Source organism: Microbulbifer magnicolonia, from assembly GCF_035117725.1.
GTDB classification, from domain to species: Bacteria; Pseudomonadota; Gammaproteobacteria; order Pseudomonadales; family Cellvibrionaceae; genus Microbulbifer; species Microbulbifer magnicolonia.
Genome location: NZ_JAYEFD010000002.1, coordinates 299,404 through 323,129, shown reverse-complemented (window position 1 = coordinate 323,129; position 23,726 = coordinate 299,404). Strand labels below are relative to the sequence as shown.

General features: G+C 65.0%; 17 protein-coding genes. 13 read left to right on the top strand and 4 right to left on the bottom strand.

Annotation, left to right across the window (positions count from 1 at the left end; genetic code table 11):
- Window positions 1–100 precede the first annotated feature (100 nt).
- The 4 genes from gltB (at window position 101) to RRF64_RS10660 (ending at window position 8,949) form a co-directional block, all read left to right on the top strand.
- Window positions 101–4,549 carry a glutamate synthase large subunit gene (gene gltB / locus RRF64_RS10675; protein ID WP_323845872.1) on the top strand — a complete coding sequence of 1,483 codons (4,449 nt, stop codon included), beginning with the start codon at window positions 101–103 and terminating at the stop codon, window positions 4,547–4,549.
- 15 nt (window positions 4,550–4,564) lie between these two features.
- Window positions 4,565–5,983 carry an FAD-dependent oxidoreductase gene (locus RRF64_RS10670; protein ID WP_323845871.1) on the top strand — a complete coding sequence of 473 codons (1,419 nt, stop codon included), beginning with the start codon at window positions 4,565–4,567 and terminating at the stop codon, window positions 5,981–5,983.
- A 320-nt stretch (window positions 5,984–6,303) separates the two neighbouring features.
- Entirely contained in the window at window positions 6,304–7,383 is a 1,080-nt protein-coding gene (gene hemE / locus RRF64_RS10665; protein WP_323845870.1) for a uroporphyrinogen decarboxylase, read from the top strand.
- 195 nt (window positions 7,384–7,578) lie between these two features.
- Window positions 7,579–8,949 (top strand): cyclic di-GMP phosphodiesterase, encoded by a 1,371-nt coding sequence (locus tag RRF64_RS10660; RefSeq protein ID WP_323845869.1) that lies wholly within the window; start codon window positions 7,579–7,581, stop codon window positions 8,947–8,949.
- A gap of 82 nt (window positions 8,950–9,031) precedes the next feature.
- Here RRF64_RS10660 and asd read toward each other — a convergent pair whose 3' ends face one another.
- Genes asd through rsgA form a run of 3 tightly spaced genes read right to left on the bottom strand, consistent with a single transcriptional unit; the run spans window position 9,032 to window position 11,776 of the window.
- A complete protein-coding gene (gene asd, locus RRF64_RS10655; protein WP_323845868.1) occupies window positions 9,032–9,895 on the bottom strand; it encodes an archaetidylserine decarboxylase in 864 nt (287 codons plus the stop codon).
- A gap of 37 nt (window positions 9,896–9,932) precedes the next feature.
- Window positions 9,933–10,727, bottom strand: coding sequence for a sulfurtransferase (locus RRF64_RS10650; RefSeq protein WP_323845867.1), 795 nt, complete (start codon window positions 10,725–10,727; stop codon window positions 9,933–9,935).
- 2 nt (window positions 10,728–10,729) lie between these two features.
- Entirely contained in the window at window positions 10,730–11,776 is a 1,047-nt protein-coding gene (gene rsgA, locus RRF64_RS10645) for a small ribosomal subunit biogenesis GTPase RsgA (protein WP_323845866.1), read from the bottom strand.
- Window positions 11,777–11,929: 153 nt separating this feature from the next.
- On the opposite strand from rsgA, the gene orn reads away from it, so the two are divergent.
- Window positions 11,930–12,469, top strand: coding sequence for an oligoribonuclease (gene orn, locus RRF64_RS10640; protein ID WP_323845865.1), 540 nt, complete (start codon window positions 11,930–11,932; stop codon window positions 12,467–12,469).
- A gap of 201 nt (window positions 12,470–12,670) precedes the next feature.
- Here the strand turns inward: orn and queG are convergent, their stop codons facing one another.
- The gene (gene queG / locus RRF64_RS10635) at window positions 12,671–13,789 is read right to left on the bottom strand and encodes a tRNA epoxyqueuosine(34) reductase QueG (protein WP_323845864.1); all 1,119 of its coding nucleotides are present in this window, start codon (window positions 13,787–13,789) and stop codon (window positions 12,671–12,673) included.
- A gap of 154 nt (window positions 13,790–13,943) precedes the next feature.
- Between queG and RRF64_RS10630 the strand changes: the two genes are divergently transcribed.
- From RRF64_RS10630 to hflK, 8 genes are all read left to right on the top strand, one after another.
- On the top strand, window positions 13,944–15,437 hold the full coding sequence (locus RRF64_RS10630; RefSeq protein ID WP_323845863.1) for an NAD(P)H-hydrate dehydratase: 1,494 nt from the start codon (window positions 13,944–13,946) through the stop codon (window positions 15,435–15,437).
- The gene (tsaE, locus tag RRF64_RS10625) at window positions 15,437–15,940 is read left to right on the top strand and encodes a tRNA (adenosine(37)-N6)-threonylcarbamoyltransferase complex ATPase subunit type 1 TsaE (protein WP_323845862.1); all 504 of its coding nucleotides are present in this window, start codon (window positions 15,437–15,439) and stop codon (window positions 15,938–15,940) included. The genes RRF64_RS10630 and tsaE overlap by 1 nt, the downstream gene beginning before the upstream one ends.
- Window positions 15,941–16,170: 230 nt before the next feature.
- A complete protein-coding gene (locus RRF64_RS10620) occupies window positions 16,171–17,481 on the top strand; it encodes an N-acetylmuramoyl-L-alanine amidase (protein WP_323845861.1) in 1,311 nt (436 codons plus the stop codon).
- Window positions 17,482–17,595: 114 nt separating this feature from the next.
- Window positions 17,596–19,494 (top strand): DNA mismatch repair endonuclease MutL, encoded by a 1,899-nt coding sequence (gene mutL / locus RRF64_RS10615; RefSeq protein WP_323845860.1) that lies wholly within the window; start codon window positions 17,596–17,598, stop codon window positions 19,492–19,494.
- A 24-nt stretch (window positions 19,495–19,518) separates the two neighbouring features.
- Entirely contained in the window at window positions 19,519–20,517 is a 999-nt protein-coding gene (gene miaA / locus RRF64_RS10610; protein ID WP_422732625.1) for a tRNA (adenosine(37)-N6)-dimethylallyltransferase MiaA, read from the top strand.
- A 171-nt stretch (window positions 20,518–20,688) separates the two neighbouring features.
- Complete coding sequence (hfq, locus tag RRF64_RS10605; RefSeq protein WP_323845859.1) at window positions 20,689–20,970, top strand: RNA chaperone Hfq; 282 nt, start codon at window positions 20,689–20,691, stop codon at window positions 20,968–20,970.
- A gap of 139 nt (window positions 20,971–21,109) precedes the next feature.
- Window positions 21,110–22,441, top strand: a complete 1,332-nt coding sequence (gene hflX / locus RRF64_RS10600) for a ribosome rescue GTPase HflX (RefSeq protein ID WP_323845858.1) — start codon at window positions 21,110–21,112, stop codon at window positions 22,439–22,441.
- A 138-nt stretch (window positions 22,442–22,579) separates the two neighbouring features.
- The gene (hflK, locus tag RRF64_RS10595; RefSeq protein WP_323845857.1) at window positions 22,580–23,725 is read left to right on the top strand and encodes an FtsH protease activity modulator HflK; all 1,146 of its coding nucleotides are present in this window, start codon (window positions 22,580–22,582) and stop codon (window positions 23,723–23,725) included.
- The last annotated feature ends 1 nt before the right edge of the window (window position 23,726 follow it).

The window sequence follows — 23,726 nt, the reverse complement described above, 5'->3', positions numbered from 1 at the left end:
TTTTTTTGTCTGGGGTAACAGGAAAGCGCGCGCGGTCTGCGGCGATTTCTCACTCAGGACATTAGTGCCGGGTCCCCGAACGATAACGATGAGGAATTCTATGGGTAGCGGTCTGTATCGGTTGGATGAGTTCAAGGACAACTGTGGTTTCGGTCTGATTGCGCACTTGAAAGGCGAGACCAGTCACAAACTGGTGCAGACAGCCATCGAGTCCCTGACCTGTATGACCCACCGCGGCGGCATCGCTGCCGACGGCAAGACCGGTGATGGCTGCGGCCTGTTGTTGCAGAAACCCGATGCATTCCTGCGCGCCGAAGCGCGCAATCTGCTGGGCGCCGAACTGACCGATACCTACGCCGTCGGCGCCGTCATGCTGCCGCTGGACGACGCGGCCGCGCAAGCGGGCCGCGATATTCTCGAACGCGAACTGCAGGCGCAGGGTCTGCGCATAGCCGGCTGGCGCCCGGTACCCACCAACCCGGAGTGTCTCGGCCCCATCGCCCGTGAGTCGCTGCCGCGTTTCGAACACCTGCTGATCAACGATGCGGAGCAAGCGCTGGGAGAGGCCGGGTTCAACGCTCGCCTGTTTGTCGCCCGGCGCAGGGCGGAGCAGCGGCTCAGTGGCGACGTTTATATCGCCAGTCTGTCCACCGGTGTGCTCTCGTACAAGGGCCTGATGATGCCGGCGGATCTGCCGAAATTTTTCCCGGAACTGGCCGACCCGCGGCTGGAGAGCGCCATCTGCGTGTTCCACCAGCGCTTCTCCACCAACACCATGCCGCGCTGGCCACTGGCGCAGCCTTTCCGCCTGCTGGCCCACAACGGCGAGATCAACACCATCACCGGCAACCGCAACTGGTCGGTCGCGCGCACGAGCAAGTTCGCGACAAAACTGATTCCGGAACTGGCCGAACTGGCGCCGCTGGTGAACCGCGAAGGCTCCGATTCCTCCAGCCTCGACAATATGCTGGAGATGCTGCTCGCCGGCGGCATGGAGCTGCACCGCGCGGTGCGCATGCTGGTGCCGCCGGCCTGGCAGAACGTCGAGGGCATGGACTCGGACCTGCGCGCCTTCTACGAGTACATCTCCATGCATATGGAGCCCTGGGACGGTCCCGCCGGCCTGGTGATGACCGACGGCCGCTACGCGGTGTGCACCCTCGACCGCAACGGCCTGCGCCCCTCGCGCTGGGTGATTACCAGGGACGACGTGATCACGGTAGCCTCGGAGATCGGCGTCTACGACTATGCGCCGGAAGACGTGGTCGCCAAGGGCCGCCTCGGCCCGGGACAGATGCTGTCGGTGGATACCCGCGACGGCAAGCTGCTGCACACGGCGGATATCGACAACATGCTGAAGCGCGCCCAGCCCTATAAGCGCTGGCTGAAGGACAAGGCGCGCCGCATCCGCTCGACCCTGGTGACCGCGCCGGTGGACAACAACTTCTCCTACGAGCAGTTCAAGGTCTACCAGAAGCTGTTCAGCTCCTCCCTGGAAGAGCGCAACAATGTGGTGCTCCCCATGGCGGAGTCCGCCCAGGAGGCGGTGGGTTCCATGGGCGACGACACGCCGATGGCCGTGCTGTCACACCACAACCGCTCGCTGTACGACTACTTCCGCCAGCAGTTTGCCCAGGTCACCAACCCGCCGATCGACCCGCTGCGGGAGACCATCGTGATGTCTCTGGAGACCTGCCTGGGGCGCGAGAAGTCGGTATTCGAGGAGACGCCCGAGCACGCGGACCGGGTCATCCTGGCCTCGCCGGTGCTGTCGCACATGAAGTACACGGCACTGCTGGAGCTGGACCGGCCCGGTTTCGAGGCCAAGATCTTCGACCTCAACTTCGACGCGGCACAGCTGGACTTGAAGAGCGCGATCGAGAAGCTCTGCGCCGATGTCGAGGCGTCCGTGCGCGCCGGCACCGTGATCGTCGTGCTGTCGGACCGCAATATCCGCGAGGACCGGCTGCCGATCGACGCGCTGCTCGCCACCGGCGCCGTGCATCACCACCTGGTGCACGCCGGCCTGCGCTGCGACTCCAACGTGGTGGTGGATACGGCCAGCGCCCGCGACGCCCACCAGCTCGCCTGCCTGATCGGCGTCGGCGCCACCGCCGTGCACCCCTATTTCTCCTACAGCATCATCAACCACCTGATCGACACCGGCGAGCTGCTGCTGGACGCGGCCGAGGCGCAGAAAAACTACCGCAAGGGCATCATCAAGGGGCTGCTGAAGATACTGTCGAAGATGGGTATCTCCACCGTGGCCTCCTACAGAGGCGCACTGCTGTTCGAGCTGGTTGGCCTGGACCGCGAGATCGTCGATCTGTGTTTCCCGGGTGCGCCCAGCCGCATTCGGGGCGCCGGCTTTGCCGAGCTGCAGAGCGATACGGCCGCCCGTGCGAAGAGCGCCTGGAAGCCGCGCAAGCCGGTGTCGCCGGGCGGCCTGCACAAATTCGTCTGGGGCCAGGAGTACCACACCTTCAACCCGGACGTGGTGAATACCCTGCGCCGCGCCGCGCGCACTGGCGACTACGCCGCCTACCGCGATTACGCCGAGCTGGTGAATCGGCGCCCGGTGGCGACGCTGCGCGACCTGCTGGGTTTCAGGGAGGGTATCGAGTCGGTTGCGCTGAATGAAGTGGAGCCGGCGGCAAACATACTGCTGCGCTTCGACTCTGCCGGCATGTCGCTGGGCGCGCTGTCGCCGGAGGCCCACGAGTCCCTGGCACAGGCGATGAACCGCCTCGGCGGCCGCTCCAACAGCGGCGAGGGCGGCGAGGACCCGGCGCGCTTCGGCACCGACAAGGTGTCCAAGATCAAGCAGGTGGCCTCGGGCCGCTTCGGCGTCACTCCGCACTACCTGGTCAACGCCGAGGTGCTGCAGATCAAGATCGCCCAGGGCGCCAAGCCCGGCGAGGGCGGCCAGCTGCCCGGCGGCAAGGTCAACGACCTGATCGCGCGCCTGCGCTACTCGGTGCCCGGTGTGACCCTGATCTCGCCGCCACCGCACCACGATATCTACTCGATCGAGGACCTGGCGCAGCTGATCTTCGACCTGAAACAGGTCAACCCGGATGCGCTGGTGTCGGTGAAACTGGTGTCGCGCCCCGGCGTCGGCACCATTGCCGCGGGCGTGGCGAAGGCCTATGCGGACCTGATCACCATTTCCGGCTACGACGGCGGCACCGCGGCCAGCCCGATCACATCGATCCGCTACGCCGGCTCCCCCTGGGAGCTGGGCCTGGCGGAAACCCACCAGACGCTGCGCGCCAACGACCTGCGCGACAAGGTGCGGGTGCAGACAGATGGCGGTCTCAAGACCGGCCTGGACGTGGTCAAGGCGGCGATCCTCGGCGCCGAGAGTTTCGGCTTTGGCACCGCGCCGATGGTGGCGCTGGGCTGCAAATACCTGCGAATCTGTCACCTGAACAACTGCGCCACCGGCGTCGCCACCCAGAACAAGGACCTGCGCGACGAGCACTATATCGGCACCGCCGAGATGGCGATGAACTTCTTCCGCTTCGTTGCCGAGGAGACGCGCGAATGGATGGCGCGCCTGGGCGTGCGTACCATCGAGGAGCTGGTGGGTCGCGTCGACCTGCTGCGCGCACTCGAGGGTGAAACCGACAAGCACAGAAAGCTGGATCTGTCGCCGCTGCTGCACACCGATGCACTGCTGGACAGCAAGCCGCAGACCTGCCGGCAGCCGAAGAACCAGCCCTGGGACAGGGGCGAGCTGGCGGAGCGCATGGTGGCGGAAATACTGCCGGCAATCGAAAGCCTGTCCGGCGGCGAGTTCAGCTACCGGGTCACCAACTGCGACAGATCCATCGGCGCGCGCCTGTCAGGCGAGATCGCCCGGCGCCACGGCAACCAGGGCATGGTCGAGGCGCCGGTGACACTGCACCTGAAAGGGGTCGCGGGCCAGTCGTTCGGTGTCTGGAACGCCGGCGGCCTGGAAATGTATCTCGAGGGCGATGCCAACGACTATGTGGGCAAGGGTATGGCCGGCGGCAAGCTGGTGATACGCCCGCCGCAGAACAGCGCTTTCGCGTCCCAGGACACCAGCATCATCGGCAATACCTGCCTCTACGGTGCCACCGGCGGCAAGCTGTTTGCAGCCGGCCGCGCCGGTGAGCGTTTCGGCGTGCGCAACTCCGGCGCCTTCGCGGTCGTGGAGGGCGCCGGCGATCACTGCTGCGAATATATGACCGGCGGCATGATCGCGGTACTCGGCAATACCGGCGTCAACTTCGGCGCCGGCATGACCGGCGGCTTCGCCTATGTGCTGGACCTGGAGCGCACCTTCTTCGACAAGTGCAACCACGAGCTGATCGAGCTGCGCCGCATCAGCAGCGAAACCCTGGAAGCCTACCAGAGCCATCTGCGCGAGGTGATCGAGGAGTATGCCGCCGAGACCGGCAGCGAATGGGGCGCCGAGCTGCTGGACGGCTTCGACGACTACCTGAGCAAATTCTGGCTGGTGAAACCCAAGGCGGCGAGCCTCGCGGGCCTGCTGTCCGATGTGCGCAAGCGCGGCGAATAAGAAGGGGTGACGACTATGAAAGAGAGACTGAGCAACGATTTCCAGTTTGTCGACGTGGACCGCAGCGATCCGCCAAAGAAGGACATCATCACCCGCACCAACGAGTTCGTGGAAATTTACCATCCGTTCAGCGAGCGCCAGGTGGCCAGCCAGGCACATCGCTGCCTGGACTGCGGCAACCCTTACTGCGAGACCGGCTGTCCGGTGCACAACTATATTCCCAACTGGCTGAAGCTGGTGACCGACGGCAACATCATGGAGGCGGCGGAGCTCTGTCACCAGACCAACACCCTGCCCGAGGTGTGCGGCCGCGTGTGCCCGCAGGACCGCCTGTGCGAGGGCGCCTGTACGCTGAACGATGGCTTCGGCGCCGTGACCATCGGCAGTGCGGAGAAATACATCACCGATACCGCCTTTGCGCTGGGCTGGCGTCCGGACCTGAGCCATGTCCAGAAGACCGACAAGCGGGTGGCGGTGATCGGCGCCGGTCCGGCCGGTCTCGGCTGTGCCGACGTGCTGGTGCGCAACGGCGTGCAGCCGGTGGTGTTCGACAAGTATCCGGAGATCGGCGGCCTGATCACCTTCGGTATCCCCGAGTTCAAGCTGGAGAAGTCGGTGATGCAGCGGCGCCGCCAGGTCTTCACCGAGATGGGCATCGAGTTCTGCCTCAACACCGAGGTGGGCGTGGACATCAGCTTCGAGCAGCTGCTGAGCGACTACGACGCGGTGTTCATGGGCATGGGCACCTACAACTACATGCGGGGCGGTTTCCCCGGCGAGGACCTGCCCGGCGTGCACGACGCGCTGCCATTCCTGGTGGCGAACGTGAACCGCAATATGGGCTGGGAGAAGAGCCCGGGTGAATATATCTCCGTCGAGGGCAAACGCGTGGTGGTGCTCGGCGGCGGCGATACGGCCATGGACTGCAACCGCAGTTCCATCCGCCTCGGCGCGAAAAGCGTGACCTGCGCCTACCGCCGCGATGAGGAGAATATGCCTGGCTCCCGCCGCGAGGTGGCCAATGCCAAGGAGGAGGGCGTCAGGTTCCTGTTCAACCGCCAACCGGTGGAGATCGTCGGCGACGCCAAGGTGACCGGCGTGAAAGTGGTCACTACCCAGCTGGGCGAGCCGGACGAGAACGGTCGCCGCCGCCCGCAGGTGGTGGCCGGCTCCGAGGAGATCATTCCCGCGGATCTCGTACTGGTGGCCTTCGGTTTCCGCCCCAGCCCGCCGGAGTGGCTGGCCGATCACGATGTCGAGATCGCCGACTGGGGCGGTGTGGTGGCGCCGGAGCGGCAGCAGTTCAAGTTCCAGACCAGCAACGAGAAGATCTTCGCCGGCGGCGACATGGTGCGCGGCTCAGATCTGGTGGTCACCGCCATCTGGGAAGGCCGCCAGGCCGCCGAGGGTATCCTCGACTACCTGGACGTATAGGCCGGGAGCGCCGAGCCCCAGCTCGGCTCGCGGGCCGCAGGCCCGCCCCCAACTGCACTTTGTAAGCAGGCAGGCGCAGCGGTGGCCGCCCGGCAAAAAACCTGATCGGTAAATATTTGCCAGACGGCCACCGCTGCGCCTTTCGAAGATGCGGCAAACACCGGGGCTCTTTACTCCTGTCGCTGATCGTTCCCGGCATCCCCGCTCTGCTGATTGATCCCACTGTCTTTCCGCTGTGGCTTGCGGTGGCCGCGAACCTGTCTTCCAGCCCCGCCCGCCTGTACAATAGCCGCCTTTTTAGCCAGCCAGTTGTACAGAACATGCCCGAAGCCAAGCCCTCCGAACTGAAAAACGACCGCTTTCTGCGCGCCCTGCTGCGCCAGCCAGTGGACCGCACGCCGGTGTGGATGATGCGCCAGGCGGGGCGTTACCTGCCCGAATATCGCGCCAGCCGCGCGCAGGCGGGCAGCTTTATGGATCTGTGCCGCAATACCGAGCTGGCCTGCGAAGTGACACTGCAGCCACTGGAGCGCTATCCGCTGGATGCGGCCATCCTGTTCTCGGACATTCTCACGATTCCCGATGCCATGGGGCTGGGGCTCTATTTTGAAGAGGGCGAGGGGCCCAAGTTCCGCAAGCCGCTGCGCAGTGTCGCGGATATCGAGGCCCTCGAGGTGGTCGACAGCGAGCGGGATCTCGACTACGTGATGAACGCGGTAGCCACCATCCGTCGCGAACTGAACGGCCGTGTGCCGCTGATCGGTTTTTCCGGCAGTCCCTGGACCCTTGCCACCTATATGGTGGAGGGCGGTTCCAGCCGCGACTTCGCCCGCTGCAAGGAAATGCTCTACCGCCAGCCGGCGTTGATGCACCAGCTGCTGACGGTGCTGGCGGACTCGGTGACCGACTACCTGAATGCGCAGATCCGCGCCGGGGCCCAGGCAGTGCAGATTTTCGACACCTGGGGCGGGGCACTCAGTCACGACGCCTATCGCGAATTCTCACTGCAGTATATGGCGCGTATCCTGCAGGGACTGATTAAAGAGGCTGATGGGCGCCCGGTGCCGGCCATCCTGTTCACCAAGGGGGGCGGTCAGTGGCTGGAGGCGATGGCGGACAGCGGTGCCAGTGCACTGGGGCTCGACTGGACGACGGATATTGGCCAGGCCCGCGCCCGCGTGGGCGACAGAGTCGCGCTGCAGGGCAACCTGGATCCAGCGGTACTTTACGCCAGTCCCGGGCGAATTCGCGCCGAAGTGGCGGCGATACTGGAGTCTTTCGGCCCGGGCTCCGGGCATGTATTCAACCTCGGCCACGGCATCACGCCCAAGGTAGACCCGGAACACGCGCGCGCGATGATCGAGGCAGTGCAAGAGCTGTCGCCCAAATATCACCTTTGAGCATTGCCATTTTGCGCGATTGTGCTAATTGTAGGGCGTTGTTGTGATGTGCATCACGATTTGACTGGGTGCCAATCACCAGGCGGCCGTGGTATAAATGGGCGCTTGTCTGTGCGGCCTCGATGTCGGGGCGGCGCTCGCGAGCGGTACCGCTAACACAAAATACAACAATATCATCGACGGCAACTTTCATCTGTGGCGATCGAACAGGCAAAAGTCTTTGTAGAGGATCTCCAGCGCGGCATGTTTGTGTCCAGGCTCGACCGGCCGTGGACACGCACGCCCTTTGCGCTGCAGGGCTTCTATATTCGCGATCTGGAAGAAATCCGCCAGCTGCAGAAATACTGCCGCTATGTCTACGTCGATATCGTCAAGACTGTCGGTGATGCCGGCGTCAAGCTGCGCCGCCTGACCCGGGCTACGTCGCCGAACAATCCGTCCCTGTCCTCCACCAGTGCCCGTGCCGGGCGTGCGCCGGCGCCTATCCCCTGCCGCCCGGTGCAGGTTTCCCGCGATACCTATCCTCAGCCGATCCCGGCGCGCCGCGAAGCGGATAAGGCGCGCAAACTGCACCGGCGATTACAGCAGGGCATGCGCGAAGTGATGGTGCAGATCCAGAGCGATCACCCGCTGCCGGTGCAGCAGGTTAATCGCATGGTGGAGGAGTTGGTCGAGAGCGTGCTGCGCAGCCCCGACGCCGGTGCCTGGCTGGCGCGCGTGCGGGACAAGGACGAGCACACCTACAGCCACGCCATTCGCGCCAGTATCTGGGCGGTGGTGTTCGGCCGCCATATCGGCCTGCGCCGGCACGATCTGGTGCAGCTGGGGCTGGCGACCCTGCTCAAGGACGTCGGCAAGCTGAAGATTGCCGACGAGGTGCTGCAGATGGCCAGGCGAGATCCGCGCAGAGAACTCGAGTACCGCAAGTTTGTCGATCACAGTGTGCGTCTGCTGTCGGCGGATCCGCAGACAGATCCGCAGGTGGTCAATATCGTCCGCGGTCACTGCGAGCGGCACGACGGCAGTGGCTATCCGGAGGGCCTGCGCGGCGACAAGATCCCGGTGTTGGCGCGTATTTGCGGCATAGTGACCTTTTACGATGAGGCGACCAATCCCCGCGGTGCCAGCCAGCCGGTCGCGCCGTCGCGGGCGGTGGCACAACTCTACGAGCTGCGCGGCGCCGCCTTTCAGGAGCAGCTGGTGGTGGAGTTTATCCAGGCCATCGGGCTCTATCCCACTGGCACCCAGGTCGAACTGTCCAGCGGCGAGATCGCGGTGGTGGTTGAGCAGACCTATGAGCGCCGCCTCAGGCCGAAGGTGATGGTCGTGCTGGACGCCAGCAAGCGGCCGTTGCCGGAGGCGCGCCTGTTCGATATGGCCGCGGACGAAGATCGCAAGCGGAAGTTGATCGACTGCGGCAAGCTGGGGCCGGAGGCCAAGGTCAGCATCCTGAAAGACGTGCAGCCCGGTGAGTATCCGCAGGTGGATGTGGCCGCGGTGCGCGACAGCTACCTGTTCAGCCAGCAGCGCACGCCGGGTCTGATCGCCCGGCTGCTGAAACGATAATTCCCCACCGAACTGCCCAGCCGGGCGATCTGTTCGATCGCCCTGTTCCATTGCCGTGTTCCATCGCCCGGCAGGGCGGCCGCTACTTTGCAGCCGGCAGAATGTCGCCGAAATGCGTCCCCATCTTCACTGGTGATTCCGCGCTCAGCGACTCCAGCCAGCGCACCTTGTCCGCGCCGAACAGCATGATCACCGTCGAGCCGAGCTTGAAGCGGCCCATCTCCGCGCCTTTTTCCAGGTGGATCGGCGCGGTCTCACCGTAACTGGTCGTACGTACGCGGCGTTTGTGCGGCGTCACGAGGCCGGCCCAGACCGTCTCGATACTGGCGACGATCATCGCGCCCACCAGGATCATGGCCATGGGGCCGGCGGTGGTATCGAAGATGCACACCACGCGTTCATTGCGGGAAAACAGCCGCGGCACTTTCTCGGCGGTGACGGTATTGACCGAGAACAGCTGTCCCGGCACATAGGTCATGCTCTTCAGGGTGCCGGCGATCGGCATGTGCACGCGGTGGTAGTCCTTCGGCGACAGATACACGGTGGCGAATTTGCCGCCGGTAAACTGCGCCGCGACCTGCGGGTCGCCGCCGACCAGCTCCAGCAGGCTGAAGTCGTGGCCCTTGGCCTGGAAAATCCGCCCGTTGTGGATCTCGCCGAGCTGGCTCACAGCGCCATCCGCCGGGCAGGCGAGGGCGTCCTCATCCGGTGCAATCGGGCGTGCGCCCTCCTTCAGGGCGCGGGTGAAGAAGTCGTTGAAGCTGGCGAAGGCGGTGCAGTCGGTCTGCTCCGCTTCGCTCATGTCCACATCGTATTTGTCCACGAACCAACGGGTGAAGGGGTCCTTGATCGATTTTATCTGCGTGTCTGCCAGCCAGCCGGCGGCGCGGGACAGCGCCCGCTGTGGAGTCACATACTGCAGTGCAGCAAACAATTTCGGGTGCATTTGCATAGGGTTACATCTGTTCCATTGAGGTTTCTATTTATTGTTCCACCGGCGTGTCGGGCAGGTTGCCCCACTCGCTCCAGGAGCCGGGGTAGGCGCGGATATCGAAGCCGAGGGACTTGCCCACCAGCCAGGTGAAGCCGGAGCGGTGATGGCTCTGGCAGTGGGTGACTATCTTCTGGCTGTCGTCGATGCCGAGTCGGGCGAGAAACTCGCGCGCGTCGGCGCGGATGCGCAGGTCGCGCTGCGGGTCCATCAGCTGGGTCCACTCGCAATTGATGGCGCCGGGGATATGTCCGGCCTTCATCGCCAGCACGCGCTCGCCGCGGTATTCCTGCGGCGAGCGGGCATCCCAGACGCGGAAATCAGGATCTTTCAGGTGCTGCTGAATCTGTTCCGCGTCCATCAGCGGTGCCGGGTCGATGGCAACCTCGATGGCACTGGGCGTTGGCTCGGCCGGCTCGGTGGAGAGTGGCAGGCCGGCGCCGCGCCAGGCGTGCATGCCGCCATTCAGGTAGCTGTAATTCTTGTGGCCGATGACTTCCAGTGTCCACAGGAAGCGCCCGGCCCAGCCGCCGCCCTCGTCGTCGCAGGCGACTACGTGGTGCTCGGGGCGCAGCCCGATGTGGCGGAACACCTCCGTCAGCCGTTCGGCACTGGGCAGCTTGCCCGGCGCCGGCGGCGTGCCGGCCATCAGAGCCTGAAACGGCAGGTGTACTGCCCCGGGGATATGCCCATCGAGGTAGTTCTGCGGCGCGCTCAGGTCGACGATCAGTAAATCCTCGCGCTCCAGCCGCGCGGCCAGCGCTTCCGGTTCGATAATCAAATCCACAATCAATTCTCCGATTCGAGGCTGTTGCGCAGGTGCAGGAAACTGCTCATGCGCCGCTCGCTGATATCGCCGCGCGCCAGCGCAGCGTTGATGGCGCAGCCGGGCTCGCCCTGGTGGCGGCAGTCGCGGAAGCGGCAGTGGCCGATAAACGGGCGGAACTCGACGAAGCCCTCCAGCAGCGATTGTTCGTCCATATGCCAGAGGCCGAACTCGCGAATGCCGGGGGAGTCTATCAGATCGCCGCCGCTGGGCAGGTGGAATAGTTCCGCCGCGGTGGTGGTGTGGGTGCCTTTCTGGGTCGCCGCCGACAGGGCGCCGGTGCGCGCGCCGGCGCCGGGCAGCAGCGCGTTGATCAGCGACGACTTGCCGACACCGGACTGGCCGACGAATACGCTGGTACCCTGGGCCAGGGTGTCGAGCAGTTCCGGCAATCCCTCACCGGTCTTGGTGGAGAGCCGCAGTACCGGGTAACCGAGCTCGGGGTAGGGGGCCAGCAGGTCCGCCAGTGCAGCGCGGTTGCTGTCGTCGATCAGGTCTATCTTGTTCAGCAGCAGCAGCGGGGCTATACCCACGGTCTCCGCGGCCACCAGATAGCGATCGATCGCGTTGGCGAAGGGCTCGGGATAGGGCGCGATCACGACCAGGATGCGGTCGATATTTGCCGCCACCGTCTTCAGGTCGCCATAGCGGTCCGGGCGCTGCAGCTCCGAGTGCCGCTCCAGGCGCGCGCCGACGACGCCATAGCCGCCACTGCTCTCGCCGGTGGCGGGGCGCCAGGCGACGCGGTCACCGGTCACCAGGGTGTTGATATTGGCGCGCAGATGGCAGCGCTGGCGCAGTTCCGGATCGCTTTCGCTCTCGACCAGCACCTGGGTCCCGTAGTTGGCGATCACCAGGCCGGTCTGTTCCGGCCCGTGATGGCCTTCATCCAGCGCCTGCTCGGCGCTCTCTTCCGCATTTTGTGCGCGCTTCTGTGCGCGCTCTTCGCGCTCCTTCTGGATCTTGGCGATCCGCCACTGCTGGCGCCGGTTCAGTTTGCGTTTGCTCATGGGGCGGGATTATAGAGCTTTTGTTGATGGTAGCCGCAGATTGCGGCACAGGGATGTGCTGTCATTGGCCAAAAAGCTGGAGCGAGCGGGCAAATAGCAGCTTGCAACGCCGGTTCAATGCGGTAACTTGCTCGAACCGACTAAGGAGGCCCTGTGGATCAGAATAATTTGATCTGGATCGACCTGGAAATGACCGGTCTCGATCCGGAAAAAGAGCGCATCATCGAAATCGCCACCATCGTGACCGATTCGAAACTCAATATCCTCGCCGAGGGTCCGGCGATGGCGGTGCACCAGAGCGATGCGCTGCTGGACGCGATGGATGACTGGAACACCGAACAGCACGGCGGCTCGGGACTGGTGGCGCGGGTAAAGGCGTCGGCGATTTCCGAGCGGCAGGCAGAGTGGGAAACGATCGAGTTCCTGCGCCACTGGGTGCCCGAGGGGGCCTCGCCGATGTGCGGCAATTCCATCGGTCAGGACCGCCGCTTCCTGGTCAAATACATGCCGGCGCTTGAGGCCTACTTCCACTACCGCAATCTGGATGTCAGTTCGGTGAAGGAGCTGGCGCGGCGCTGGCGCCCCGACATTCTCGAGGGGGTGAAGAAGCAGAGCAGTCATCTGGCGCTGGACGATATCCGCGATTCCATCGAGGAGCTGAAGCACTACCGGGAACATTTCTTCCGGCTTTGATGATATGTAGCCTGAGCGCTTGCCCTGCCCGCCATAAATTGGGGCTTCGTAAGATGGAAGGCGCAGCGGCGGCCGCCCGGCAAAAAACCTGATCGGTAAATATTTGCCGGACGGCCGCCGCTGCGCCTTGCAGCAGACCGTTGAAAGCCGCGATTCTTATAGGCCAGTTTAGCCACATAATGCTGCCAGGCGGGTCTGGCCCTAGGCGCCCTTTTTGATCTTGCGTTTTCTCCGCCGCCTACTGCGCAGGCGCGCCAGCGCCCAGTCGATATGCTCGGCCACCAGCGGCGTCGCGCCGCTCAAAGCCTGTTCCAGGGCGGCGACGATCGCCTCGTCCGGCTCTGCATTCCCCAGCGCCACCGCCAGGTTGCGCTGCCAGCGCTCATAGCCGATACGCCGAATCGCCGAGCCCTCCGTCTTGCGCAGAAACTCCGCTTCGCTCCAGCCGAACAGCGCCAGCAGATCGCCGTCGTCGAGGCCGTGGCGCGGGTGGAAATCCGGTTCCGCCGTGGGCTTGGCGAACTTGTTCCACGGGCAGATGATCTGGCAGTCGTCGCAGCCGAACACGCGATTGCCCGTCGGCTCGCGGAATTCCTCCGGAATAGGTCCCTGGTTTTCGATGGTCAGGTAAGAGATGCAGCGGCGCGCATCCAGCTGGTAGGGGCCGACAAAGGCGTCGGTCGGGCAGACCTTCAGGCAGGCGTTGCAGTCGCCGCAGCGGTTTGTCTCTTCGCTGACATCCACCGGCAGGGCCAGGTTGGTGTAGATCTCGCCGAGGAAGAACCAGGAGCCGGCGCTGGCGTTGATCACCATGCAGTTCTTGCCGATCCAGCCGAGACCGGCCTTCTCCGCCAGCGCCCGCTCCATGACCGGTGCGCTGTCGGTGAAGGCGCGGCCCCTCGAACCCGGCACAGAGGAGTCGAGGCCCCGCTCAGCGCAGAAGTCGTCGATTTTCTGCGCCAGTTGCGCCAGGCGCTTGCGGATCAGCTTGTGGTAATCGCGGCCGTTGGCGTAGCGGGACACATAGGCCTTGCCCGAATCCTTCAGTACCCGCACCGGCTGGGTGTCGGGCGGCAGGTAGTCGAGGCGCGCGCTGATCACGCGCAGCGTGCCCGGCTGCAGCAGTTCGGGGCGCCAGCGCTTCTCGCCGTGGGCCCCCATCCACTCCATGTCACCGTGGTAGCCGGCGTCCAGCCAGGCGCGCAGGCGCTCGCCGTGCTCCTGCAGCTGGCAGTCGGCGATACCAATCTGTTGGAAGCCCAGCTCGCGGCCCCAGATCTTGATCTGGTCCGCCAGCTCGGCGAGCAGGATTTCGGTCATGGAAGGCGATGGCTCTTTGCCCGGTGCAAGCAAAATGCGCGTCCGGGGCGGTATACTTTGCTGTCACATGCTCGTAGGCGACAGCGGTTCAGCCGCCTATTCTGCCACAGATTAATTTTTGACCACTAATCCTTGACCTCATCGCGGGAGCCGAATGGATACGCCTCAACCCCTGTACAGTGCCGAGTCGGTGCGTGAACTCGACCGCCGCACCATCGCCGCGCTGGAGATCCCATCCATCACGCTGATGAAGCGCGCCGGACGCGCCGCATTCACCCGGTTGCAGCAGCGCTGGCCCGAGGCCCGGCGCATCCAGGTGTTCTGCGGCGGCGGCAACAACGGCGGCGACGGCTATGTGATCGCGGCGCTGGCGGCGCAGAAACAGATTCCGGTGACTGTCTACGCCTGCGTCGATCCCGCCCAGCTCAGGGGCGATGCGCTGGAGGCCTGCGACTATGCGCGTCGCGAGGGCGTGCATATCGTCACGTCGCTGACGGAGCTGGACAGCGCTGACGGCCACACCGTGGTCGTCGACGCGCTGCTCGGCACCGGCTTTGCCGGTGAGCTGCGCGAGCCGGTCGCCCACGCGGTCGAGCGTATCAACAAGAGCATGGGCGCTGTGCTGGCGGTGGATGTGCCGTCCGGACTGGACGCCGATACCGGCAGTGCCCCGGTTTCGATGGCGGGGGCGGTGCGCGCCGATGTCACCGTGACCTTTATCGGCCGCAAGCTGGGGCTCTACTGCGGGCGCGGCGCGGCACTCTGCGGCGAGGTGGTGTACGAAAGCCTCGGCGCCCCGGAGCAGGTTTTCTCGGAGGTCGAACCGCTGGCGCAGCGCTACGACGGCGCCAGTGTGAAGCGCCTGGCCCCGCGCGCGGCGGATAGCTTCAAGAACCAGTTCGGGCACGTGCTGATCGTCGGTGGCGACAGCGGCTACGGTGGCGCCGCGCTGATGGCCGCGCAATCCGCGGCGCGCGCCGGTGCCGGGCTGATCTCCCTGGCGACGCGCCCGCAACATCTGGTGGCGGCGCTGACCCGCTGCCCGGAGGTCATGGCGCATCCGGTGATCTCGGGGCAGGAACTGGAACCGCTGCTGGAGGGGCCCGATGTGATCGCGGTGGGGCCGGGGCTCGGGCGCGCGCCCTGGGGCGAGCAGCTGCTCGCCCGCGCCGGTCGCGCCGAGGTGCCGCTGGTGCTGGACGCGGACGCGCTGAATATTCTCGCCGGCGGCCGCGTGCTCGCCGGTCTCAGGCGCGACGACTGGGTGCTGACGCCCCATGTCGGCGAGGCTGCGCGGCTGCTGGGCTGCGATAGCGCCGAGGTGCTCGCCGATCCGCGCGCGGCGGCCGTCGCGATTCAGCAACAATTCAGTGGCGTGGTGGTATTAAAGGGGGCCGGTACCCTGATTGCGCACGATCGCGGCGTGGACCTGATCAACAGCGGCAACCCGGGCATGGCCTCCGGCGGCATGGGCGACCTGCTCACTGGCTTGATTGCCGCGCTGCTCGGGCAGCATATGTCGCCGCTGGAGGCGGGGCGTCTGGCAGTCTGGTTGCACGGTGAGGCCGGCAACCGCGCCGCGGCGGACGGTCAGCGGGGGCTGCTGGCCACGGATCTGCTGCCCTGGATTCGCCGGCTGGTGGACTGATGGAAAGTGAATTGACGTTAACCCTGGCCGACGAGGGCGCCACCGTCGCCGCCGGTGAGACACTGGGCCGCGCCTGCCTGGCAACCGGCCTGCAGGGCGGTTTGACGCTGTTCCTGCACGGCCAGCTGGGCGCCGGCAAGACCACCTTCTGCAGAGGCGTGCTGCGCGCGTTTGGCCATCGGGGTGCGGTGAAGAGCCCCACTTATACGCTGGTGGAGCCCTACGACTTTCCCCGCGCCGATGGGGGCCCGCAGCGCGTCTTCCATTTCGACCTCTATCGGTTGGGGGATGCCGAAGAGCTGGAGTTTATGGGGGTGCGGGATTATTTCGCCCTGCAGAGCCTGAGCCTGGTGGAGTGGCCGGAGCGCGGCGCGGGTGTCCTGCCGGAGCCGGATCTCGAATTCGAGCTGGCGGTGCTCGATAGCGGCCGGCAGCTACACGCGGTGGCGCACTCACCGGCGGGCGACGCCGTGTTGAGCGCGGTACGAACCCTATTAACCTGACAATGAAATAGATGAATCCCCATCTATTTCATTGTCGCCCGCGAAATACTGGCGCAGATATGTGAATCTGCGGATATTTCGCCGACTCGCGCCGGCCTGCAGCCAGCGGCGGCACATCCCTGCGCCGCACTGACCCGTCAATCTGTTTGGTTGCCGGGTCAATAATCTGAAAAGCCAGATTTTCGGTGCAGGGAAAGGCAGCAAAAAATAAGCGACAGGGCAGAAGAACAATGAACTCAGTGCGGCAGCGAATTCTCGGCCTGGTGGCCATGTTAATGCTGGCTCTGCCGGTCAGTGCGGTGGAAGTTGAAGGCGTGCGCCTGTGGCGCGCGCCGGACCATACGCGCCTGGTGTTCGATCTCAGCGGACCGACGGAGCACAAGCTGTTCACCCTGAATGGCCCGCACCGGGTGGTGGTGGATGTGGCCGACACGACCCTGGCCGCGCAACTGGACGCCCTCGAGCTGGAAAATACCCCGATAGAGCGGGTGCGCCACGGCCGCCAGGACAAGAAAGACCTGCGGGTGGTGCTGGACCTGAAGCAGCAGACCCGGCCGCGCAGCTTCGCCCTGCGCCGCCACGGGGATCTGCCCGACCGCCTGGTGATCGACCTCTATGACGAGGTCGAGAACGAGGAGAAGACACTGCAGCAGGTCAGTCGCGAGCGGGATATCGTCATTGCCATCGACGCGGGTCACGGCGGCGAAGATCCCGGTGCGCTGGGTCCCGGCGGCCTGCGCGAAAAGGATGTGGTGCTGGCGATAGCCCGTCAGTTGCACAAGGCGATCGACGGCAGGCGCGGCTTCAAGGCGCAGCTGGTGCGCAGCGGCGACTACTATGTCGCGCACCGCGAGCGGGTGAACAGGGGCCGCCAGATGCGCGCCGACCTGTTCGTTTCTATCCACGCGGACGCCTTTACCCGCAAGGATGCCCGCGGTGCCGGGGTCTACGCGGTTTCCACCCGCGGCGCGACCAGTGAGACGGCGCGTTTCCTGGCCCAGCGCGAAAACGAGTCCGACCTGATCGGCGGCGCCGGCAGCCTGAATCTCGGCGACAAGGACGACACGCTGGCCGGAGTGCTGCTGGACCTGTCGATGACAGCGACCATGAATGCCAGCCTGGATATCGGCGCCAGCGTGCTGTCGCAGCTGGGCAGTATTACCCACCTGCACAAGAAGCGCGTGGAACAGGCCAACTTCGCCGTGTTGCGCTCGCCGGACGTGCCGTCGATCCTGGTGGAAACCGGTTTTATCACCAACCCGCAGGAGGCGCGGCAACTGCGCGATCCGGCGTTCCAGCGCAGACTGGCGCAGAAACTCAGCGACGGTATAGTGGCGCACTTCACCAGCCGGCCGCCGGCCGGCAGCTGGCTGGCCGCCAACTCCGATCGGGTCGACCGCCGCCACACCATCGCCAGCGGCGACACCCTGTCGGGCATCGCCGCGCGGTACAATGTGTCGGTCAACGACCTGAAGAAGATCAATGGCATCGACACCTCGGTGATCCGCGTGGGGCAGACGCTGACCATCCCCTCTGGCTGAACAATGGAGTTGTAGGAGCGGCCCATGGCCGCGATCGATGTCCGGGACAGCCGGAAAGTCCGATCGCGGCCATGGGCGGATGGCCGCCCCGCCGCTCCTACAGAGAATTTTGATATGTCCGATAGAATCCTGCAGTTGTCCCCCCGCCTCGCCAACCAGATCGCCGCCGGCGAGGTGGTGGAGCGGCCGGCCTCGGTGATCAAGGAGTTACTGGAGAACAGCCTCGACGCCGGCGCGACACGCCTCGATGTGGAGATCGATAGCGGCGGCATCAAGCGCATCAAGGTGCGGGACAACGGCAAGGGCATCGACAGAGAGGATCTGCCGCTGGCACTGGCCCGCCACGCCACCTCCAAGATTCACGTCCTGGAAGACCTGGAGGCCGTCGCCACTCTGGGGTTCCGCGGCGAGGCGCTGGCGAGTATTTCCTCGGTGGCGCGCCTGGCCCTGACCAGCAGTCGCGACGACAGCGGCAAGGGCTGGCAGGTGAGTGCCGAGGGGCGGGACATGCAGGCGCAGCTGGTGCCGGCGGCGCACCCGCGCGGCACCACCGTGGATGTGCGCGACCTGTTCTTCAACACGCCGGCGCGGCGCAAGTTCCTGCGCGCCGAGAAGACCGAATTCAACCGCGTCGACGAGACCATCAAACGCCTGGCGCTGTCCCGCTTCGACGTGTCCATCAGCCTGCGCCACAATGGCAAGGGCGTGCACAACCTGCGCGCCGGCAGCGGCCGGGTGGAGATGGAGCGCCGCGTGGCCCAGGTGTGCGGCCCGGCCTTCATGCAGAACGCGCTGCATATCGATGTGGAGCGCAGCGGCCTGCGCCTGTGGGGCTGGGTCGCCGAGCCGGCCTTCTCCCGCTCCCAGGCGGACCTGCAGTTTTTCTATGTCAACGGCCGCGCCATCCGCGACAAGGTGGTGAGCCACGCGGTGCGCCGCGCCTTCGCCGACGTGCTCTATCACGGCCGCCACCCGGCCTTCGTGCTCTACCTGGAACTGGATCCGGCGTCGGTGGATGTGAACGTGCACCCGACCAAGCACGAGGTGCGCTTCCGCGATAGTCGCCTGGTGCACGATTTCCTGTTCGGCAGCCTGCACCGGGCGCTGGCCGCTGTGCGCCCCGGGGATAAAGAGTTGCGGCCCGGGCAGTGGGAGGTAAGCGAGCGGCCGCAATCCGAGGCCGTCAGTGGAGTGGCCGCCGGTGAATTTGCCGGCCAGCAGACGATGCCGCTGACAGCGCGGCCGTCGCCGGACAGTCTGCAGCAGCAGATGAGCGCCTACGGCGCCCTGCACCAGCCGTATCAGGTGCAGCCGGGTATCGCCGAGGCGCAACCCCTGCCAGGCGGCCGTACCTGGGGCGACGACCAGTCCGGCCGACCGGCCGCTCCAGGTATTCGCAGCGAGCAGTGCTCGCCAGACGCGGACCACGGCCCGCCGCTCGGTTTCGCCCTGGCGCAACTGCACGGCATTTATATTCTGGCGCAGAACGCGCAGGGCCTGGTTGTGGTGGATATGCACGCGGCGCACGAGCGCATCGTCTACGAACAGATGAAAGCGGCCCACGCTGCCGGCGGCATCCAGGCGCAGCCGCTGCTGGTGCCGGTGAGCCTGGCCGTGAGTCAGCGCGAGGCGGACTGTTTCGAGGAGCGTAGCGAGGTATTCACTGCGCTCGGCTTCGTGTTGCAGCGCGCCGGACCGGAGACCTTACTGGTGCGGCAGGTGCCGACCATGCTGCACGGCGCCGAGGTGGAACAGCTGGTGCGGGATGTCCTCGCCGACCTCTTGGCCCAGGGCGGCAGTGACCGCATCGCCGAGCGCATCAATGAGACACTGGGCACCATGGCCTGTCACGGCTCGGTGCGCGCCAACCGACGCCTGACGGTGCCGGAGATGAATGCGCTGCTGCGGGATATGGAGCGCACCGAGCGCAGCGGCCAGTGCAACCACGGCCGCCCGACCTGGACCCAGGTGAAACTGGCCGATATGGATAAGTGGTTTATGCGGGGGCAGTGATCAATGCGGAATGATCAATGCGGAATGCGGAATGGTGATGAGGAAGAGGGCTCCGCATTCCGCATTCCGCATTCCGCATTGCCAAAGGCCATTTTCCTGATGGGTCCCACCGCCTCTGGCAAGACGGACCTGGCGATGGCGCTGGCCGATCGCCTGCCGGTGGAGCTGGTTAGTGTCGACTCGGCGCTGGTCTACCGCGGCCTGGATATCGGCTCCGCCAAGCCATCGCCGCAGGAGCTGGTCCGCTATCCGCACCGGTTGATCGATATCTGCGACCCGGCGGAATCCTACTCCGCCGGCCGCTTCCGCGAAGACGCACTGAAGGCCATGGCCGAGATTGTCGCCGCCGGCAAAATCCCGCTGCTGGTCGGCGGAACCATGCTGTATTTTCGCGCTCTACTGGAAGGTATGGCGCAGTTGCCGGAGGCGGATCCGGCCATCCGCGCGGAGATCGAGACCCGCGCCGAGCGCGAGGGCTGGCCCGCGCTGCACGCCGAGCTGGCCCAGGTGGATCCGGAGTTGGCCTCCGAATTGCACCCCAATCACTCGGTGCGAATCGAGCGCGGACTGGAGGTCTATCGGCTGACCGGCAGGCCGCTGTCGCAACTGCGCCGCGAACAGGCGCGGGATTCGCTGGTCGAGCACTACGACCTGCGCCAGCTGGCGCTGTTGCCGCGGGACCGGGCGCTGCTGCACGAGCGGATCGCCATCCGTTTCCGGCGCATGCTGGAGTCGGGTTTTGTCGACGAGGTCAGGGCGCTGCGGGCGCGCGGCGACCTGCACGAGGACCTGCCGGCGATCCGCGCGGTGGGCTACCGCCAGGTCTGGCAATACCTGGAGGGCCGCCTGACCTATGACGAGATGGTCGAGGCGGGCATCGCCGCCACGCGCCAGCTGGCGAAACGCCAGCTGACCTGGTTGCGGCGCTGGCCGGATCTGGCGGGGATTTACGCACAGGACATCGATGGTCGAGTGCGCAAAAATGACGAAATCTTGGCGGAGGCCTTGAAATTTCTCGCCTGAGCATCCATAACGTGGTTGGGCAAGCCCGCTCAGTCAGTTTATTCACAGAGTCCGGCCATTACCGGCTCTTTTTTATACGCGTATTCAACCTCAGTCGTCTCTTAGTCCACGGGTTTCGTGGGCGCGATTGCGGCCTGCATTCGCTTCCAGCTTTTGACAAGGAGAAAAAAGATGTCAAAAGGGCACAGCTTACAAGACCCTTACCTCAACGTATTGCGCAAAGAACGTATCCCAGTTTCCATTTACCTGGTTAACGGCATCAAGCTTCAGGGACAAATAGAATCTTTCGATCAGTTTGTAGTGCTGCTGAAAAATACTGTCAGCCAAATGGTGTACAAACACGCCATCTCTACCGTTGTTCCGTCCCGCGCGGTGCGCGTACCGCTGCTGAACCCGGCGGCGCAGCAGGGGGGCGAGGGCGCTGGTGAAGGTGGTGAACAAACCTTCGGTTAAACCGCCCTTATACAAGGTTTGATCTGCGCCTCGGCTCGCCGGGGCGCCTGCAGTTTGACGCCCTGGAATTTGTGGTCGTGTACTGCGGCTTCAATCAGGGTTCCGGGCGAAAGCTCGGTCCCGCAACAGAGATTTCCCATTGTTTTTCGAACGACCGGAATCCGGTGAACTGGCGGTGCTGGTACACCTTGAGCTGTCCGCGATAGACAGTCCCGACGACCCGCGTGAATTTGAAGAGCTGGCGCTCTCCGCCGGTGCAGACCCGGTGACTTTCATCTTCGGCCAGCGCGCCACGCCGGACCCCAAAACCTTTGTCGGCCGCGGCAAGCTGGAAGAGATCCGCCAGGCGGTGAACGATAACGGCGCCGAGCTGGTGCTCTTTGATCACACCCTGTCGCCCAGCCAGGAGCGCAATATCGAGCGCGAACTGAAGTGCCGGGTGCTGGACCGCACGGGACTGATCCTCGATATCTTCGCCCAGCGCGCGCGCACCCACGAGGGCAAGCTACAGGTGGAGCTGGCGCAGTTGCGCCATATGGCCACGCGGCTGGTGCGCGGCTGGACCCACTTGGAGCGTCAGAAGGGCGGCATCGGTCTGCGCGGTCCCGGTGAGACGCAGCTGGAGACCGACCGTCGCCTGCTGCGCGCGCGCATCGATTCCATCGAGAAAAAGCTCGACAAGGTGCGCCGCCAGCGCGAGCAGGGCCGCCGCGCGCGCGCCCGCGCCGAGGTCGCCACTGTCTCGCTGGTGGGTTACACCAACGCCGGCAAATCGACCCTGTTCAATCGCCTCACCGACGCTGATGTCTATGTGCGCGACCAGCTGTTCGCGACCCTGGATCCGACCATGCGCCGTGTGGAGCTGCCCAATGTGGGCGCGATGGTGCTGGCGGATACCGTGGGCTTCGTGTCGCATCTGCCGCACAAACTGGTAGAGGCTTTCCGCGCCACCCTGGAAGAGGCGGCCAGCGCCACGCTGTTACTGCACGTGGTGGATGCGGCGGCCGAGGACCGGCTGCATCTGATGGAAGAGGTGCAGAATGTACTCGAGGAAATCGATGCGGCGGAGCTGCCGCAGCTGATCGTGTACAACAAGATCGACCTGTTACAGGACTGCGAGCCGCGCATCGAGCGGGACGATCAGGGCGTGCCGCGCGCAGTATGGCTCTCCGCGGTAACCGGCGCCGGCAGTGACCTGCTGATCGAGGCGATCGCCGAGCGCCTGGGCGAACAGATGGTGCGCGGCCTGCTGGTGACAACGCCACAGCAGTCGCGGCTGCGCGCGCAGCTTTACGAAATCAATGCGGTGCAGGGCGAGCAATACCGCGACAACGGCGACTGCGAGCTGCAACTGCTGCTGCCGCGCAGTGATTTTCAGCGCCTGCTGGCGCCATTCGTCAACAGCGGCAGCGCACCGGCGTGGCAGCCATTGGTCGAAGCCGTGCAGGGCCGGGGGCTCGAGGAGGAATAACGGCCGCACTGGCGCGTTTGCGCGCGATCGTCGCGGCGAAGTTACCCCTTCGCGGGTCCTGGCGGCAATATTTCGCCGGCGAAGAATGCTAGAATCCGCCGGTACCAAAAGCTTAACGATTAGAGTTGGAGTATTTCGATGGCCTGGAACGAGCCGGGTGGTAACAACAAAGATCCCTGGGGGGGAGGCGGCAAGCGCAACGACGGCCCGCCTGATCTGGACGAATTGCTGCGCAAGCTGCAGCAGAAATTGAACGGCTTGTTCGGCGGCGGCCCCTCAACTGGCGCCGCCGGCGGCTCTGGCGGCTTCCCCTGGTCACTGGTGTTGATTGTGGTGGCGGTTCTCTACGGCCTGTGGGGCTTCTACCAGGTCAACGCCAACGAATCCGCCGTGGTGCTGCGCCTGGGCAAATACCATTCCACCGAGACTGCGGGCCTGCACTGGAATCCGCCGCTGATCGATACGGTCACCAAGGTCAACATGACCGAGGTGCGGACAGAGCGCACCACCGGGCAGATGCTCACCGAAGACGCCAATATCGTCGAGGTGGTGCTGACCGTGCAGTGGCATATCGATGATGCAGAATCCTATGTGCTGCGGGTACGTGACCCGCTGAAGAGCCTGCAGGAGGCCACCGACAGCGCGCTGCGCCACGTGGTCGGATCGCTGACGCTGAACGGTGTCATTTCGCAGAACCGGACCCAGGTATCGACGGATACCCAGCAGCGCCTGCAGCAGTACCTGGATCTGTATCAGACCGGTATTCGCATCGACGTGGTCAACCTGACCGATGCCAAGGCGCCACGGGAAGTTCAGGACGCCTTTGACGACGTCACCAAGGCACGCGAGGACGAGGTGCGTCTGCAGAACGAGGCCCAGGCCTACGCCAACCAGGTCATACCTGTCGCGCGCGGTCAGGCCCAGCGTATTCTCGAGGAGGCCGAGGCCTACAAGACCCGGGTGGTAGAGCTGGCCCGCGGTGAGACGGTGCGCTTCGAGAAGCTGCTGGCCGAATACCAGCAGGCCCCCGCGGTTACCCGGGAGCGCCTCTATCTGGATACCGTGCAGGAGGTCATGAGCAACACTACCAAGGTAATGGTGGATGTCGAGGGCGGCAGCAACATGATGTACCTGCCGCTGGACAAGCTGGCCCGGGACAGCAACGCCCAGGCGGTGCAGCGCAAAGATGTGTCGCCAAACGTGGTGGATGAGGTCTACCAGCGCATCGTCGAGCGCTTGCGGACCGAGGCTGCCAACAGCCGCCGCAGCCAGAATGTACGCTAAG

What these genes read in the sequence shown, in the direction of transcription:
- gltB (WP_323845872.1), top strand. Translation starts at nt 101, where the DNA reads ATGGGTAGCGGTCTGTATCGGTTGGATGAGTTCAAGGACAACTGTGGT.
- RRF64_RS10670 (WP_323845871.1), top strand. Translation starts at nt 4,565, where the DNA reads ATGAAAGAGAGACTGAGCAACGATTTCCAGTTTGTCGACGTGGACCGC.
- hemE (WP_323845870.1), top strand. Translation starts at nt 6,304, where the DNA reads ATGCCCGAAGCCAAGCCCTCCGAACTGAAAAACGACCGCTTTCTGCGC.
- asd (WP_323845868.1), bottom strand. Translation starts at nt 9,895, where the DNA reads ATGCACCCGAAATTGTTTGCTGCACTGCAGTATGTGACTCCACAGCGG.
- rsgA (WP_323845866.1), bottom strand. Translation starts at nt 11,776, where the DNA reads ATGAGCAAACGCAAACTGAACCGGCGCCAGCAGTGGCGGATCGCCAAG.
- queG (WP_323845864.1), bottom strand. Translation starts at nt 13,789, where the DNA reads ATGACCGAAATCCTGCTCGCCGAGCTGGCGGACCAGATCAAGATCTGG.
- RRF64_RS10630 (WP_323845863.1), top strand. Translation starts at nt 13,944, where the DNA reads ATGGATACGCCTCAACCCCTGTACAGTGCCGAGTCGGTGCGTGAACTC.
- tsaE (WP_323845862.1), top strand. Translation starts at nt 15,437, where the DNA reads ATGGAAAGTGAATTGACGTTAACCCTGGCCGACGAGGGCGCCACCGTC.
- RRF64_RS10620 (WP_323845861.1), top strand. Translation starts at nt 16,171, where the DNA reads ATGAACTCAGTGCGGCAGCGAATTCTCGGCCTGGTGGCCATGTTAATG.
- mutL (WP_323845860.1), top strand. Translation starts at nt 17,596, where the DNA reads ATGTCCGATAGAATCCTGCAGTTGTCCCCCCGCCTCGCCAACCAGATC.
- miaA (WP_422732625.1), top strand. Translation starts at nt 19,519, where the DNA reads ATGCGGAATGGTGATGAGGAAGAGGGCTCCGCATTCCGCATTCCGCAT.
- hfq (WP_323845859.1), top strand. Translation starts at nt 20,689, where the DNA reads ATGTCAAAAGGGCACAGCTTACAAGACCCTTACCTCAACGTATTGCGC.
- hflK (WP_323845857.1), top strand. Translation starts at nt 22,580, where the DNA reads ATGGCCTGGAACGAGCCGGGTGGTAACAACAAAGATCCCTGGGGGGGA.